Annotated in this window: 10 protein-coding genes and 1 riboswitch; of the genes, 8 read left to right on the top strand and 2 right to left on the bottom strand. The window is 71.8% G+C overall.

What is annotated here, in order from left to right; translation table 11 throughout:
* Positions 1-39 precede the first annotated feature (39 nt).
* The 4 genes from ACI2L1_RS21190 to ACI2L1_RS21175 all read left to right on the top strand — a co-directional run bounded on the left by ACI2L1_RS21190 (position 40) and on the right by ACI2L1_RS21175 (position 4851).
* Complete coding sequence (locus tag ACI2L1_RS21190; RefSeq protein WP_404740941.1) at positions 40-1440, top strand: M16 family metallopeptidase; 1401 nt, start codon at positions 40-42, stop codon at positions 1438-1440.
* Entirely contained in the window at positions 1437-2825 is a 1389-nt protein-coding gene (locus ACI2L1_RS21185; RefSeq protein ID WP_404740877.1) for a M16 family metallopeptidase, read from the top strand. Before ACI2L1_RS21190 ends, ACI2L1_RS21185 begins: the two co-directional genes overlap by 4 nt.
* A gap of 209 nt (positions 2826-3034) precedes the next feature.
* Positions 3035-3202: riboswitch (cyclic di-AMP (ydaO/yuaA leader) on the top strand.
* 13 nt (positions 3203-3215) lie between these two features.
* Positions 3216-3968, top strand: coding sequence for a M23 family metallopeptidase (locus ACI2L1_RS21180; RefSeq protein ID WP_404740876.1), 753 nt, complete (start codon positions 3216-3218; stop codon positions 3966-3968).
* 187 nt (positions 3969-4155) lie between these two features.
* On the top strand, positions 4156-4851 hold the full coding sequence (locus tag ACI2L1_RS21175) for a GntR family transcriptional regulator (protein WP_404740875.1): 696 nt from the start codon (positions 4156-4158) through the stop codon (positions 4849-4851).
* A 159-nt stretch (positions 4852-5010) separates the two neighbouring features.
* Here the strand turns inward: ACI2L1_RS21175 and ACI2L1_RS21170 are convergent, their stop codons facing one another.
* On the bottom strand, positions 5011-5292 hold the full coding sequence (locus ACI2L1_RS21170) for an HPr family phosphocarrier protein (RefSeq protein ID WP_007385204.1): 282 nt from the start codon (positions 5290-5292) through the stop codon (positions 5011-5013).
* Positions 5293-5500: 208 nt separating this feature from the next.
* On the opposite strand from ACI2L1_RS21170, the gene ACI2L1_RS21165 reads away from it, so the two are divergent.
* From ACI2L1_RS21165 to ACI2L1_RS21150, 4 genes are read left to right on the top strand one after another with little or no spacing between them, the layout of a single operon-like run.
* Positions 5501-8473 carry a GNAT family N-acetyltransferase gene (locus ACI2L1_RS21165; protein ID WP_404740874.1) on the top strand — a complete coding sequence of 991 codons (2973 nt, stop codon included), beginning with the start codon at positions 5501-5503 and terminating at the stop codon, positions 8471-8473.
* A 51-nt stretch (positions 8474-8524) separates the two neighbouring features.
* Entirely contained in the window at positions 8525-9112 is a 588-nt protein-coding gene (locus ACI2L1_RS21160; protein WP_404740873.1) for a DUF5998 family protein, read from the top strand.
* A complete protein-coding gene (locus tag ACI2L1_RS21155; protein WP_404740872.1) occupies positions 9112-10308 on the top strand; it encodes an alkaline phosphatase family protein in 1197 nt (398 codons plus the stop codon). Before ACI2L1_RS21160 ends, ACI2L1_RS21155 begins: the two co-directional genes overlap by 1 nt.
* 50 nt (positions 10309-10358) lie before the next feature.
* Positions 10359-11018: a thymidine kinase gene (locus ACI2L1_RS21150; protein WP_404740871.1), complete on the top strand. Its 660-nt coding sequence runs from the start codon at positions 10359-10361 to the stop codon at positions 11016-11018.
* A gap of 572 nt (positions 11019-11590) precedes the next feature.
* Here ACI2L1_RS21150 and ACI2L1_RS21145 read toward each other — a convergent pair.
* Entirely contained in the window at positions 11591-15235 is a 3645-nt protein-coding gene (locus tag ACI2L1_RS21145) for an ABC transporter ATP-binding protein (RefSeq protein ID WP_404740870.1), read from the bottom strand.
* Between the last annotated feature and the right edge of the window lie 64 nt (positions 15236-15299).

The raw sequence follows: 15299 nt of genomic DNA, 5'->3' as shown, positions 1-15299 counted from the left end.
CCACGACCGCGACCGCAGATCGAAGGGACGTACATGCCCATGGGTCACACGGCCACAGACCAGGCAGGCACCGGGGGCCTGACAGCGACGGAGCACCGCCTGGCCAACGGGCTGCGCGTGGTGCTCTCCGAGGACCACCTGACCCCGGTCGCGGCGGTGTGCCTCTGGTACGACGTCGGTTCGCGCCACGAGGTCAAGGGACGTACCGGCCTTGCTCACCTCTTCGAGCACCTGATGTTCCAGGGCTCGAAGCAGGTGCACGGCAACGGGCACTTCGAGCTCGTCCAGGGCGCGGGCGGCTCGCTCAACGGCACCACCAGCTTCGAGCGCACCAACTACTTCGAGACCATGCCGACCCACCAGCTGGAGCTCGCCCTCTGGCTGGAGGCCGACCGCATGGGCTCTCTGCTGGCCGCCCTCGACGACGAGTCGATGGACAACCAGCGCGACGTCGTCAAGAACGAGCGCAGGCAGCGCTACGACAACGTCCCCTACGGCACCGCGTTCGAGAAGCTGACCGCGCTCGCCTACCCGGAGGGCCACCCCTACCACCACACTCCGATCGGCTCGATGGCCGACCTGGACGCGGCCACGCTGGAGGACGCGCGCGCGTTCTTCCGCACCTACTACGCCCCCAACAACGCCGTCCTGTCGGTCGTCGGCGACATCGACCCGGAGCAGACACTCGCCTGGATCGAGAAGTACTTCGGTTCCATCCCCTCGCACGACGGCAAGCCCGCGCCCCGCGACGGCTCCCTGCCCGAGACGATCGGCGAGCAATTGCGCGAGATCGTCGAGGAGGAGGTCCCCGCGCGCGCGTTGATGGCCGCCTACCGGCTGCCGCACGACGGCACCCGTGAGGCCGACGCGGCCGACCTCGCCCTCACCGTCCTCGGCGGCGGCGAGTCCTCCCGCCTCTACAACCGGCTCGTACGGCGCGACCGTACGGCCGTCGCGGCCGGCTTCGGACTGCTGCGCCTGGCGGGAGCGCCCTCCCTGGGCTGGCTCGACGTGAAGACCTCCGGTGACGTGGAGGTGCCGGTCATCGAGGCCGCCATCGACGAGGAACTCGCCCGGTTCGCCGAGGAGGGCCCGACGGCGGAGGAAATGGAGCGCGCCCAGGCCCAGTTGGAGCGCGAGTGGCTGGACCGGCTCGGCACCGTCGCGGGCCGCGCCGACGAACTGTGCCGCTACGCCGTCCTGTTCGGAGACCCGCAGCTCGCCCTCACCGCTGTACAGCGTGTCCTGGAGGTGAGCGCCGAGGACGTCCAGAAGGTCGCCAAGGCCAAGCTGCGCCCCGACAACCGCGCGGTGCTCGTCTACGAACCCACCGCCCCGGCCGAGATCGCCCAGAGCCCCGAGGACGCCCAGGGCGCCGAAGACCCGGAGTCCGCGGCCACCGTGGAAGCCACCGACGAGAACGAGGAGGCGGCCAAGTGACCGAGCTCGCCGCGATGGAATTCCACCCGCAGCCACAGGCGGGCGAGCCCAAGGTCTGGGCCTTCCCCGCTCCCGAGCGCGGGACGCTCGACAACGGCCTCACCGTCCTGCGCTGCCAGCGCCCCGGCCAGCAGGTCGTCGCCGTCGAGGTGCTCCTTGACGCGCCCCTGGACGCCGAGCCGGCCGGCCTGGACGGCGTCGCCACGATCATGGCGCGCGCCTTCTCCGAGGGCACCGACAAGCACTCCGCCGAGGAGTTCGCCGCCGAGCTGGAGCGCTGCGGTGCCACCCTCGACGCGCACGCCGACCACCCGGGCGTCCGCCTCAGCCTCGAAGTGCCCGTCTCCCGGCTCGCCAAGGCGCTCGGCCTGCTGGCCGACGCCCTCAGGGCGCCCGCGTTCGCGGACAGCGAGGTCGAGCGGCTCGTCAACAACCGCCTGGACGAGATCCCGCACGAGCTGGCCAACCCGTCCCGTCGCGCCGCCAAGGAGCTCTCCAGGGAGCTGTTCCCGGCGGACTCCCGCATGTCGCGGCCGCGTCAGGGCACCGAGGAGACGGTCGAGAACATCGACTCCGCGGCCGTGCGCGGCTTCTACGAGAAGCACGTGCGCCCCGCCACCGCGACCGCCGTGGTCGTCGGCGACCTCACCGGCATCGACCTGGACGCACTGCTCGGCGACACCCTCGGCTCCTGGACCGGCTCCACGGCCCAGCCGCGGCCCGTACCGCCGGTGACCGCCGACGACACCGGCCGGGTCGTCATCGTGGACCGCCCCGGCGCCGTCCAGACGCAGCTGCTGATCGGCCGCGTCGGCGCCGACCGGCACGCACGCGTGTGGCCCGCGCAGGTGCTCGGCACATACTGCCTCGGCGGCACCCTCACCTCCCGCCTGGACCGCGTCCTGCGCGAGGAGAAGGGCTACACCTACGGCGTCCGCTCGTTCGGGCAGGTCCTCCGGTCCGCACCGGACGGCTCGGGCGCCGCGATGCTCGCCATCAGCGGCTCCGTCGACACCCCGAACACCGGTCCCGCTCTGGACGACCTGTGGAAGGTGCTGCGCACGCTCGCCGAGGGCGGTCTCACCGACGCCGAGCGCGATGTCGCCGTACAGAACCTCGTCGGCGTTGCGCCGCTCAAGTACGAGACCGCGGCGGCCGTGGCGAGCACGCTGGCCGACCAGGTCGAGCAGCACCTGCCGGACGACTACCAGGCGACTCTGTACCAGCAGCTCGCCGCGACCGGCACCGTCGAGGCCACCGCGGCAGTCGTCAGCGCCTTCCCGGTGGACCGGCTGGTGACGGTCCTGGTCGGTGACGCGGCCGCCATCAAGGAGCCCGTCGAGGCCCTCGGCATCGGCGAAGTCAAGGTAGTGACCGCCGAGTAGTCGTGACCGCCGAGTAGCGGCACGCGCGTGGAGGGGCCCTGGTGACGACGGCTTCACCAGGGCCCTTTGATGTCCGAATTGGGTGGGAGGTTGCCTGTCTGCCCTGTGGGATGCGCTACAAAAACCGTGATCCGTTTGGGCCTTGAAAGCCGCCCCGCTTAGCGTCATCCGGGCTGTTCGTTCAGGCAGTGCGCCGCGTCCGCGGCACCGGACAGTCATCGCCGAGTCCCCGTCATGGCGCGAGCCAGGGGAGCCGGGGACCCAAACACGTTGTCCCTGGGGTGAATCGGACGCCCGCGCGAGCCGCGAGGGGGTCCGTAGGAGACCTTCCTGCTCCGAACCCGTCAGCTAACCCGGTAGGCGAGAAGGAAGGAAAGGACCAGCCACTACATGGCGTTCACCTGCGCCACCGGGAAGCACCGTCGTCCCAGCCGGATGAAGCGCACCTCCGCGCGTGCGGCGGGAGTCGCGGCCCTCGCCACCACCGGCGTCATCGGCACCATCGCCGCTCCGGCGCTCGCCGCCGACAACTCCGTCGAACAGACCGGCCTCATGCCCGTCGTCAGCGTCGGCGACTCGCTCGCCGAGCAGATCGACGCCCAGGCCCTGGCCCAGGAACAGGCCGCCGCGAAGAAGAAGGCGGCCGCGGAGGCCAAGCGCAAGGCCGAGGCACGGGCCAAGGAGATCCGCGAGGCCAAGGAGCGCGCCGCCCGTGAGGCCGAGCGCGAGCGCCTCAACCGCTTCGTCGCCCCGATCTCCGGCTCCTACATCTCCACCGGCTACAAGACCGGCGGCTCCCTCTGGTCGTCCGGCAGCCACACCGGTGTCGACTTCCACGCCGCGAGCGGCACCTCCGTGCACGCGGTCGGCCGCGGCACCGTCGTGGAGGCCGGCTGGGGCGGGTCGTACGGCAACGAGATCGTGATCAGGATGGCCGACGGGACCTACACGCAGTACGGCCATCTGTCGTCCATCGGCGTCTCGGTGGGCCAGTCGGTCACCCCGGGCCAGCAGATCGGCCTGTCCGGCGCGACCGGCAACGTCACAGGGCCGCATCTGCACTTCGAGGCCCGCACCACCGCCGAGTACGGCTCGGACATCGACCCCGTCGCCTACCTGCGCTCGCACGGCGTGAGCGTCTGACGGCGTATCGCGAGACCCCGAGGCCCCGGCTCCCACGAGCCGGGGCTTTCGCCGTTTCAGTCCCGCTGCTGTCCAAAAAATATCCCTGGATTCCGGTCCGCCGTCGGAAATTCCCGCTGATTGCAATAGAGTCACTGAACACACGTCAATCGGCGACGTTTCGTGGGGATTAAGACGGAGGTCGGACATGCGTATTCCGGCGCACTCGGTATGCACGGCGATCCGGGACGACATCGTCGCCGGTGTCTACGAGCGCGGCGGCCGGCTCACCGAGGAACTGCTCGCTCGCCGCTACGGCGTCTCCCGCGTCCCCGTTCGCGAGGCCCTGCGAACACTGGAGGCCGAGGGCTTCGTGGTGACGCGGCGGCACGCGGGCGCGTGCGTCGCGGAACCGACCGAGCAGGAGGGCGCCGACCTTCTGGAGATGCGCATGCTCCTGGAGCCGCTGGGCGCCTCACGGGCCGCCCAGCGGCGCACCGAGGCCCATCTCAAGGTGCTGCGCGGCCTGGTCCGGCTGGGCCAGGAGCGGGCCAAGCGTGGTAACAGCGAGGATCTGCGCTCTTTGGGGAGCTGGTTCCACGAGACGCTCGCCCAGTCCTCCGGCAGCCCCGCGCTGGCCTCGATGCTGACCCAACTGCGTCACAAGATCGCCTGGATGTACGTGGTGGAGGCACCCGCCAACCCGGTGGAGTCCTGGGCGGAGCACGGCGCGATCGTGGACGCGGTGGCGCGCGGGGACGGTGACCGCGCGCGGACGATCACTGCGCTGCACACCGAGCGCTCCAGCGCGGTGCACCGTCTGAGGTTCACCTCGGGGTCCGATCGCGCGGACCGTGTGAGGACCTCGCAACATCCTGTAAACGTGACGGGTCTGCGGCATTAACATGGGCGCCGTATACAAAGAGGGGTAATTCGCGGGGGGTTATTTCCGCTGCCCGTAAAAGGGAAATGCAAAGGGCCCGCCCGGTAATTCGGGCGAGCCCTTCGGTGGTTTTTAAACGGCGCCATGCGCGGTTTTTAACGGTGCCAAGCCTCCGAAGACTCAGACGGTCTCGGGAAGCTCCTCCAGCCCCTCGGCGACCAGCTTCGCGAGCCGGTCGAGGGCAGCGTCCGCGCCCTCGGCGTCGGAGGCGAGCACGATCTCCTCGCCGCCCTGCGCGCCCAGGCCGAGAACGGCCAGCATGGAGGCCGCGTTGACGGGGTTGCCGTCGGCCTTGGCGATCGTCACCGGGATACCTGCGGCCGTGGCGGCCCGGACGAAGATGGAAGCGGGGCGGGCGTGGAGGCCCTCGGCCCAGCCGACGTTGACGCGGCGCTCAGCCATGTGATGCTGCCCTTCGGTGTTCAGGGTTGTCTAGACCAGTTTCCCACACGTGAAGCGTCTCCGGTAAGGACCCGAAGTCCCTTCCGGGGTGAGCAGTCGGACCGCGGCCTCGGTCCGACTTCCGTCCTGGCGAGCCCTTGTGCGCTCCCGCCCGTACCCCACAGGCTGCCTCGCGCCGTTGTCGTACGCGAGCCGTACTCTGGGGCCCATGCAGAGCGCGTCGGACCGGCATGAGTACCCCGCCCACTGGGAGGCCGACGTGGTGCTGCGCGACGGCGGCACCGCGCGCATCAGGCCCATCACCGTCGACGACGCCGATCGCCTGGTCAGCTTCTATGAGCAGGTCTCGGACGAGTCGAAGTACTACCGCTTCTTCGCGCCCTACCCACGCCTGTCCGCCAAGGACGTCCACCGCTTCACGCACCACGACTTTGTGGACCGGGTGGGACTCGCCGCCACGGTCGGCGGCGAGTTCATCGCCACCGTACGCTACGACCGCATCGGCGAGGACGGCATGCCCGCCTCGGCCCCCGCCGACGAGGCCGAGGTCGCCTTCCTCGTCCAGGACGCCCACCAGGGGCGCGGCGTGGCCTCCGCTCTCCTCGAACACATCGGGGCCGTCGCGCGCGAGCGCGGCATCCGGCGCTTCGCCGCCGAGGTGCTGCCCGCCAACGTCAAGATGATCAAGGTGTTCATGGACGCCGGGTACACCCAGAAGCGCAGCTTCGAGGACGGTGTCGTACGCCTGGAGTTCGACCTGGAGCCCACCGACCGCTCGCTCGCCGTGCAGTACGCGCGCGAACAGCGGGCCGAGTCGCGGTCCGTGCAGCGGCTGCTCACCCCCGGCTCCGTCGCCGTCGTCGGCGTCGGCCGCACCCCGGGCGGCGTGGGCCGCAGCGTCCTCGGCAACATCAGGGACGCCGGGTTCACCGGCCGTCTGCACGCCGTGAACAAGGCGCTCCCCGAGGAGCAGAAGGAGCTCGACGGCATCCCCGCGCACCGCTCGGTGCGCGACATCGACGGTCCGGTCGACCTCGCGGTGGTCGCCGTACCGGCCGAGCACGTCCCCGAGGTCGTCGCCGAGTGCGGGGCACACGGCGTGCAGGGCCTCGTCGTGCTCTCCGCCGGGTACGCCGAGAGCGGCCCCGAAGGTCGCGAGCGCCAGCGTGAACTCGTGCGGCACGCACGCGCGTACGGCATGCGGATCATCGGCCCGAACGCCTTCGGAATCATCAACACCAACCCGGACGTCCGGCTGAACGCCTCACTGGCCCCCGAGACTCCCCGCCCCGGACGGATCGGCCTGTTCGCCCAGTCCGGCGCCATCGGCATCGCCCTGCTCTCCCGGCTGCACCGGCGCGGCGGCGGGGTCACCGGCGTGACCGGCGTCTCCACCTTCGTCTCCTCCGGCAACCGCGCGGACGTCTCCGGCAACGACGTCCTGCAGTACTGGTACGACGACCCGGACACCGACGTCGTCCTCATGTACCTGGAGTCCATCGGTAACCCCCGCAAGTTCACCCGCCTCGCCAGGCGTACGGCGGCGGCGAAGCCCCTGGTCGTCGTGCAGGGGTCGGGAACCGCCCCGCAGGGCCACGCGGTCCGCGCCACGCGGCTGCCGCACGCCACGGTGTCCGCGCTGCTCAGGCAGGCCGGTGTGATCCGCGTCGACACCATCACGGAACTGGTGGACACCGGCCTGCTGCTGGCCCGCCAGCCGCTGCCCACAGGGCCCAAGGTGGCGATCCTGGGCAACTCCGAGTCGCTGGGGCTGCTGACGTACGACGCGTGCATGGCCGAAGGACTAAGGCCGACGCACCCTCTGGACCTGACCACGGCCGCCTCCCCGGACGACTTCCACGCCGCCCTCGCGCGCGCGTTGGCGGACGACGGCTGCGACGCGGTGATCGTGACGGCGATCCCGGCCGTGGGGGAGGGCATCGCCTCGGCCTCCGGCACTGCGGGGTCCACCGGGGACGCGGCCCTGGCGGAGGCGCTGCGCACGGCGGCCGAACAGGTGCCGGGCAAGCCGGTGCTGGTGGTGCACGTCGAACTGGGCGGCCTCGCGGAGGCATTGTCGGCCGCGACGAGCACGGCACCGTCGACGGCGCCCGGGACCGTGGCCCAGGGCGCGACGGGCGCCGCGGCACGGACCGCCGGCGGATCTGCGAGGCCTTCTCCGGCCTCGGCGTCCGGAGCCGTCCGCGCCGACCATCCGTTCCGCGCTCTGGACCGACTGCGAGCCCAGGCCCCTGCCCAGGCACCGACCAGCCCAGGAACGCAAGCCCCCGGAATCCAGCCCGCCCCTGCCACCACCCCCCGCCTCATCCCCGCCTACCCCGCCGCGGAACGCGCGGTGCGCGCCCTCGCCGACGCCGTGCAGTACGCCCAGTGGCGCCGGGAGGCCGCCGAACCCGGCAAGGTGCCCGAATACGAGAACATCGACGAGAAGGGCACCGCGTCCCTGATCGACGGCCTGCTCACGCGCGGACAGGGCCTCACCCTCGGCACCGAGGAGACCTGCGACCTGCTCGGCAAGTACGGCGTCCAGGTCCACCGCGCACTGCCCGCCCCCACCCCCGACGCCGCCGCCGAGGCCGCCCGCACCCTCGGCTACCCGGTCGCCCTCAAGGCCACCGCCCCGCACCTGCGCCACCGTGCCGACCTCGGTGGCGTACGCCTCGATCTCGCGGACGAGGAGCAGCTGCGGCGGGCGTACGCGGAGCTGACCGAGCTGTTCGGCCCGCCCGAAGACCTGCGGCCCGTGGTGCAGGGCATGGCACCACGCGGGGTGGACACGGTGATCCGGGCCGTCATCGACCCCGCCGCCGGCGCCGTGCTCTCCTTCGGGCTCGCCGGGGCCGCCTCGCAACTGCTCGGCGACACCGCGCACCGGCTGATTCCGGTCACCGACCGGGAGGCGACCACCCTCGTCCGCTCGATCCGGACCGCACCGCTCCTGTTCGGCTGGCGGGGCTCCACACCGGTCGACACGCCCGCTCTGGAAGAGCTCCTGCTGCGGGTGTCCCGGCTGGTCGACGGCCATCCCGAGGTCGTCGCCGTCACCCTGGAGCCGGTCGTCGTCGCCTCGCGCGGCCTGAGCGTCCTCGGCGCCTCCGTACGGCTCGCGCCGCCGCCCGCCCGCGACGACCTCGGCCCGCGGACCCTCCCCGCGTACTGAGCTGCGGCGAGCGGTGCCTCGCAGTCAGTGGTCCACCGTAGGATGGACGTCATGGCCAAGACCAGTACGACGACCCAGGGGCTGCGAGCGGCGATCGAGCGCAGCGGCTACTACCCGGCCCTCGTGGCCGAGGCGGTGGAGGCCGCGCTGGGCGGCGAGCCCATCCGGTCGTACCTGGTCCACCAGGAGACGACGTTCGACCAGAACGAGGTGCGGCGGCACGTGACCGTGCTCGTCCTCACCGGCAACCGCTTCATCGTCAGCCACACCGACGAGCAGGCCGCGGACAGTACGTCCCCGACGCCGTACGCCACCACCTCCACCGAGTCCGTGAAGCTTGGCCGGATCTCGTCGGTCGTGGTCAGCCGGGTGGTCGCCAACCCCGAGCAGTACCAGCCGGGCACCCTGCCCCGTGAGGTCGTGCTGACCATCGGCTGGGGTGCCGTCTCCCGTATCGACCTGGAGCCCGCCGCCTGCGGCGACCCCAACTGCGAGGCGGACCACGGCTACACCGGCAGCTCCACGGCCGACGACCTCAGCCTGCGGGTCAGCGAGGCCGGCGACGGCGAGGACACCGTGCGCCAGGCGCTTGTCTTCGCCCAGGCCATCTCCGAGGCGACCGCGGACGTCGCCCGCTGATGGCGCAGCCCGCCGCCTGGGACCACCCGGAACCCCTCGCCCTCGACACCGCCCCCGTCCCCGAGTACGGCACCGGCTCCCTCGCCGACCTCCTGCCCACCCTGGCCGCCGGGATGGCCGTACCGGGCATGACCGCCGCGATTCCCGAGCTCACGCCCGCTGACCGGAACTGCGTGTTCCTGATCGACGGCCTCGGCTGGGAGCAGCTGAGGGCGCACCCGGACGAGGCGCCCTTCATGACCTCCCTGCTCGCCACCTCGCGCGGCGGCACCGGGCGCCCCCTGACCACCGGCTACCCGGCAACCACCGCGACCTCCCTCGCCTCCGTCGGCACCGGACAGCCACCCGGCGCCCACGGCCTGCCCGGCTACACCGTGCGCAACCCGGCCACCGGCGAGCTGATGAACCAGCTGCGCTGGCAGCCCTGGACCAAGCCGCAGGTCTGGCAGCCCTACCCCACCGTCTTCCAACTCGCCGACCAGGCCGGGGTGCACGCGGCCCAGGTCACCTCGCCCACCTTCCAGAACACCCCGCTGACCAAGGTCGCGCTCAGCGGCGGCGCCTTCCACGGGCGGCTGTCCGGTGAGGAGCGCATGGATCTGGCGGCAGAGCAACTGGCCGCCGCTGACCGTTCGTTGGTCTACACGTACTACGCCGAGGTCGACGGCGCAGGCCATCGCTTCGGTGTCGACTCCGACACCTGGCGCGGCCAACTGATGTACGTGGACCGGCTGGTCCAGCGCCTGGCCGAGCAACTGCCACCGAACAGCGCCCTCTACGTCACCGCCGACCACGGCATGGTCGACATCCCGTTCGACGAGCAACACCGCATCGACTTCGACGAGGACTGGGAACTGCGCGCCGGGGTCGCCCTGTTGGGCGGCGAGGGCCGCGCCCGCCATGTCTACGCCGTCCCTGGCGCCGCGAGCGACGTCCTGACCTGCTGGCGCGAGGTCCTCGGGGAGCAGTTCTGGATCGCCTCCCGGGACGAGGCGATCGCGGCGGGCTGGTTCGGGCCGCCGGACCGCTTCGACGAGCGGGTGTTCGGCCGGATCGGCGACGTGGTCGCCGCTGCCCGCGACGACGTGCTCATCGTCGCTTCCGAGCGGGAGCCGAAGGAGTCGGCGATGGTCGGCAACCACGGTTCGATGACCCCTGCCGAGCAGCTGGTCCCGCTGCTCGAAGTACGCTCCTGACGCAGACCCGGCCGGGTCCTCCATGAAAACCGAAAGGTGCTCGACCTTCCATGCCCGAGCTGGTGTTCTTCTCCGGAACGATGGACTGCGGGAAGTCGACGCTGGCTCTCCAGATCGAGCACAACCGCTCGGCGCGCGGCCTGACCGGCATGATCTTCACGCGTGACGACCGGGCCGGCGAGGGCAAGCTGTCCTCGCGGCTCGGCCTGGTCACGGACGCGGTCGAGGTCGAGGACGGCCAGGACCTGTACGCCTACCTCGTCGACCACCTCTCCCAGGGCGGCCGCGCGGACTACGTGATCGCCGACGAGGCACAGTTCCTGGTGCCGGAGCAGATCGACCAGCTGGCCCGCGTGGTCGACGACCTGGACCTCGACGTCTACGCCTTCGGCATCACGACGGACTTCCGCTCCAAGCTGTTCCCCGGCTCCCAGCGCCTCGTCGAACTGGCCGACCGGGTCGAGGTCCTCCAGGTCGAGGCCCTGTGCTGGTGCGGAGCCCGTGCCACGCACAACGCCCGCACGATAAGCGGTGAGATGGTCGTCGAGGGCGCCCAGGTCGTCGTCGGGGACGTCGACCAGGGCGACGACATCGGCTACGAGGTCCTGTGCCGACGGCACCACCGCCGCCGTATGACCGCGGCGACGGCCCGGGCGGCGGCACTGTCCCCGGACGTACTACCGGTTCCGCCGCCCGGGGCGCGCTTCTGACCTGACGTCCTCAGAACGGGGCGCTCCCGGACCCGTCTCGCTCGCAGCGGGGCTGTTTGCGAGGCCGGGTGTTCCGGGACCGGGCTCTTTGGCGGCTGGGGGGTTGCCGAGGGCCGTCTGGCTTGTAGCCGGTCTGGTCGAGAGGCCCGGCTTGTTGAGGGGCGGTGGTGCTTCCGGGACGGGCTGGCGGCTGAGGGTTCCCGCGAGTCGTCTCGCTCGTAGCCGGGCTGCTCCGAGGCCGGGCGGGATGTCCCGCCGCCATCGGCCCTGCGCCGGCGCACCAACCGCCACCACCGCCACGGACCCGCACCACCGACCACGGAACCGCGAAAGGCTGCCCGAGCGCGGGCCATCGCCGCCCCGGGCTTGCCGAGGGCCGAGGTGTTCCCGAGTCCGGGCTCCTTGAGGCCGGGCCGCTCCCCGAGACCCGCCCCGATCGCGGCGCCGGGCTGTTTGCGAGCCCCGGCTCGCTGAGGGCCGGGGTGTTTCCGGGACCGGGCTCCTTGACGACCGGGCCGCTCCCCAGCCCCACCCCCCCCTCACGGCCGGGCCGCTCCCCAGCCCCACCCCCCTCACGGCCGGGCCGCTCCCGACAGCGTCGAATCCTCGGCCCCGTGGTTCCACAGCCGGGCATACGCCCCGCGGGCCGCCAACAGCTCCTCGTGCGGCCCCTGTTCGACGATCCGTCCGCCTTCGAGCACCACGATCCGGTCAGCGCGTGCCGCCGTCGTCATGCGATGGGCGACGACGACAGTGGTACGACGCTGAGCCGCCCGTTCGCCGGCCAGCGCGACCGCCTCCTCCGTGGCCGGGTCGAGTGAGGACGTGGCCTCGTCGAGCAACAGCACGGCGGGATCGACGAGTTCGGCGCGAGCCAGCGCGATCAGCTGGCGCTGACCGGCCGACAGGGCCCTGCCGCCCCCGCCGACGGGCTGCCGGAACCCGTGCGGCTGCGCGGCGACCGCCTCCAGCGCACTCACGGCCCGGGCCGCGGCCTCCACCTCGGCGTCGGTCGCATCCGGCCTGCCGTAGCGGATGTTGGAGGCGATGTCACCGCTGAACAGGTGGGCCTCCTGCGGGACATAGCCGATCAGCCGGCGGTACCCGGAGGCCGGCCAACGGCGCAGGTCGGTGCCGTCGACGAGGACGCTGCCCTCGCCGGGGTCGTAGAAGCGAGTGAGGAGTTTGACGACCGTGGACTTCCCGGCGCCGGTGGTGCCGACCAGGGCGACGGTCTCGCCGGGGGCGATGCGCAGGTCGATGCCGCTGAGCGAGGGGCGGTCGGCGCCCGGGTAGGTGTGTCCGACGCTCCGCAACTCGATCTCGCCGATGAGCCGTTCGGGTAGTGCGTCCGGATCGATGGGCGCCGGCACGGAGGGTGTGGCCCGCAGGAGTTCGAAGAGGCGGCGCAGACCGACGGAGGCCTGCTGGTAGCTGTCGAAGGTGAGGGACAGCTGCTGGATCGGTGAGAAGAACATGCCCAGGTAGAGCATGAAGGCGACCAGCACACCGGGGGAGAGGTCACCGGACGCCACCCGGTGCGCGCCCACCAACAGGACGAGTGCGCGGGAGAGTTCGGCGGTGAGGTTGATGCTCGGGAAATAGACCGAGGCGTATCGCTGGGCGCGCAGCCGGGATGTCCGGTAGGTGTCGGAGAGCTTGTCGAAGTCGCGGGCGGCGCCCTGCTCGCGGCCCTGTGCCTGGGAGGTGCGCAGCCCGCTGACGTTCTCCTGGAGCGATGAGTTGACCTCGCCGATCCGCCTGCGTGCCTCGTCGTAGGCCGCCGAAGACAGCCGCCAGAAGACGAAGGTCGCGCCGAGGACCAGCGGCAGCAGCGCCAGCGCGGCCAGGGCCAGCGGCGGGTGGACGGCGATCATGGCGCACACCGCGCCGGTGATCGTGGCCAGCGAGGCTACGGAGGTGAGCAGCCCGTTCTGGAGGAACTGGGACAGCGCGTCGACATCGTTGACGACCCGGGTCATGACCTGACCGCCGCGCTCACGCTCGTAGAAGTCCAGCCCGAGACGCTGGAGTTGGGCGAAGGTGCGTACCCGCAGACCGTACAGGATCCGCTCGCCGGAGCGGCGGGTGACGCGGGACTGGCTGTTCAGCGCGAGACAGCTGACCGCGACCGCGACCGCGGCGAGCACGGCGCACAGGGCGAGTACGCCGCCGTCGCTCTCGGCCACGCCGTCGTCCAGACCGTGCCGTACGAGGAGGGGCAGTGCGGTGGCGGCGACCGTGTCCACGGCGAGCAGGGCGAGGCCGAGGAGGAGGGGGCCGCGGACGGGGCGCAGCAGGCGGCGGAGGTTCACCGGCTCGGTGGAGGTGCGCAACTCCTCTTCGTCGAGGGCGGGTTGGTCGTCCGAAACGGTGTCGGGCGCCTTCGGGGCGACCGGGGGCCAGAGTTCGGGGGTGACGCCGTCCTCCGTGGCGTCGTGCGACACGGGCGCCACGCGTTCGTCGAGGCTGCCGCTCGGGCCCGCGAGCAGTTCGCGGAACAGTGCGCAGCGCTCGGTGAGTTCGGCCTGGGTGCCGACGTCGACGAGACGGCCGCCGTCCAGGACGGCTATGCGGTCGGAGAGGTCGAGGGTGGAGCGGCGGTGGGCGATCAGGAGGGTGGTGCGGTCCTCGGCCGCGGTGCGCAGGGCGTTGTGGATGACGGCCTCGGTGGCCGGGTCGACCGCGGACGTGGCGTCGTCGAGGACGAGCAGGCGCGGATCGGTGAGCAGGGCGCGGGCGAGCGCGACGCGCTGCCGCTGCCCGCCCGACAGGGACATGCCGCGTTCGCCCACTTCGGTGTCGTACGCCTCGGGAAGCGCGCTGATGAACCGGTGCGCGTCGGCGGCGCGGGCCGCGGCCTCCACCTCGGCGTCGGTCGCCTCGGGGCGGCCATGGGCGATGTTGTCCCGAATCGAACAGGCGAAGAGGAAGGGGTCCTCGAACACGCTGCCGACGGCCGCGCGCAGGGAGGCGAGCCGCAGCATGCGCAGGTCGGTCGTCTCCCCGGGCGCCCCGATCCTGACACGGCCCGCCTGGGGGTCGTAGAAGCGGCTGACCAGTAGGGACACCGTGGACTTGCCGGAACCGGGCGGGCCGACGACCGCGAGGGTCTCGCCCGGGCGGACGGTGACAGAGACGCCCTTGAGCACCGGATCGCTGGGTGCGTACCCGAAGGTGACGTCCTGGAGTTCGAGTTCCAGGGGGCCTTCGGGCAGGTCCTTGGCGTGCGGGTGGTCGGTGATGTCGGGCTTGGCGTCGATGAGTTCGTGGACGCGTTCGGAGGCTGCGCGGGCCTGCTGCGCGGTGACGGTGAAGTTGGCGAGCAGCCGGGCCGGGCCCGAGAGCAGGGTCAGATAGCTGGCGAAGGTGAGGAAGGTGCCGACGTCGATGCTGCCGCGCAGGGCGAGCCAGCCGCCGAGGGCGAGGACGCCGACCTGGCCGGCCGCGGGCAGCGCGGACATGGTGGCGGTGGCCCCGGCCTGGAGCCGGGCGACAACGACCCGGCGGGCGAACAGGCCCCGCGCTGCACGGGCCATCCGCTCGGTCTCCGTGTCCTCCTGGCCGAAGCCCTTGACGACCCGCACCCCGGTGACGGTCTCCTCGACGTGCTCGGCGATCGTGGCCGCCTGTGCCTGGGCGTCCCTGGTCGCGGGGACCAGGCGGATCCGGCTGCGGGCCGCGGTGAAGGCCAGCGCGGGGACCACGGTCAGGGTGATGAGGGTGAGCGGCGCGGACAGCCACAGCATGGCCACGACCGCGACGGCGAACTGCGCGGTGACGCCGATCGGGATGGGCAGCATGCCGAGCATGATCTGGATCTGCGTCAGATCGCTGTTGGCGCGGGAGACGACCTGGCCGGTGCGCAACTCGTCCTGCTTCACGCCGTCGTAGCGCTGCACGGCACCGAACACGGCGGTGCGCAGGCCGTGTTGGACGGCGAGGGCGAGTTTCCCGGCGAAGAAGCGGCGGGTGAACTCGGCGCCGAACTGTACGACGGCCAGGGCGCACAGGATGCCGACGAGGACGGCGACCCGATGCGTGTGTCCGGCCACGGCGTCGTTCACGGCGATGCCGGCGATGAGCGGTCCGAAGGCTTCGAGGCCGGTGCCGAGGACCGAGCCGAGGACGAGGGCGGTCAGAAGTCCGGGGTGGTGGCGGCAGGCGGCGGCGAGCCGTCGCGTTCCACCCGGGTGTGGGGGTGATCCGGTGGACATGTTCTTAGCTTAGGCTAACCTAAGTCGCAGTGTTGACGATTTTGCCGACTGCCTTCCTGTCATG

It is taken from the genome of Streptomyces sp. NPDC019531 (assembly GCF_044903305.1).
Classification (GTDB): Bacteria; Actinomycetota; Actinomycetes; order Streptomycetales; family Streptomycetaceae; genus Streptomyces.
The sequence above is the reverse complement of the archived record's forward strand: the minus strand, read 5'-3'. Positions and strand labels throughout refer to the sequence as shown.

What these genes read in the sequence shown, in the direction of transcription:
- ACI2L1_RS21190 (WP_404740941.1), top strand. Translation starts at nt 40, where the DNA reads ATGGGTCACACGGCCACAGACCAGGCAGGCACCGGGGGCCTGACAGCG.
- ACI2L1_RS21180 (WP_404740876.1), top strand. Translation starts at nt 3,216, where the DNA reads ATGGCGTTCACCTGCGCCACCGGGAAGCACCGTCGTCCCAGCCGGATG.
- ACI2L1_RS21175 (WP_404740875.1), top strand. Translation starts at nt 4,156, where the DNA reads ATGCGTATTCCGGCGCACTCGGTATGCACGGCGATCCGGGACGACATC.
- ACI2L1_RS21170 (WP_007385204.1), bottom strand. Translation starts at nt 5,292, where the DNA reads ATGGCTGAGCGCCGCGTCAACGTCGGCTGGGCCGAGGGCCTCCACGCC.
- ACI2L1_RS21165 (WP_404740874.1), top strand. Translation starts at nt 5,501, where the DNA reads ATGCAGAGCGCGTCGGACCGGCATGAGTACCCCGCCCACTGGGAGGCC.
- ACI2L1_RS21160 (WP_404740873.1), top strand. Translation starts at nt 8,525, where the DNA reads ATGGCCAAGACCAGTACGACGACCCAGGGGCTGCGAGCGGCGATCGAG.
- ACI2L1_RS21155 (WP_404740872.1), top strand. Translation starts at nt 9,112, where the DNA reads ATGGCGCAGCCCGCCGCCTGGGACCACCCGGAACCCCTCGCCCTCGAC.
- ACI2L1_RS21150 (WP_404740871.1), top strand. Translation starts at nt 10,359, where the DNA reads ATGCCCGAGCTGGTGTTCTTCTCCGGAACGATGGACTGCGGGAAGTCG.
- ACI2L1_RS21145 (WP_404740870.1), bottom strand. Translation starts at nt 15,235, where the DNA reads ATGTCCACCGGATCACCCCCACACCCGGGTGGAACGCGACGGCTCGCC.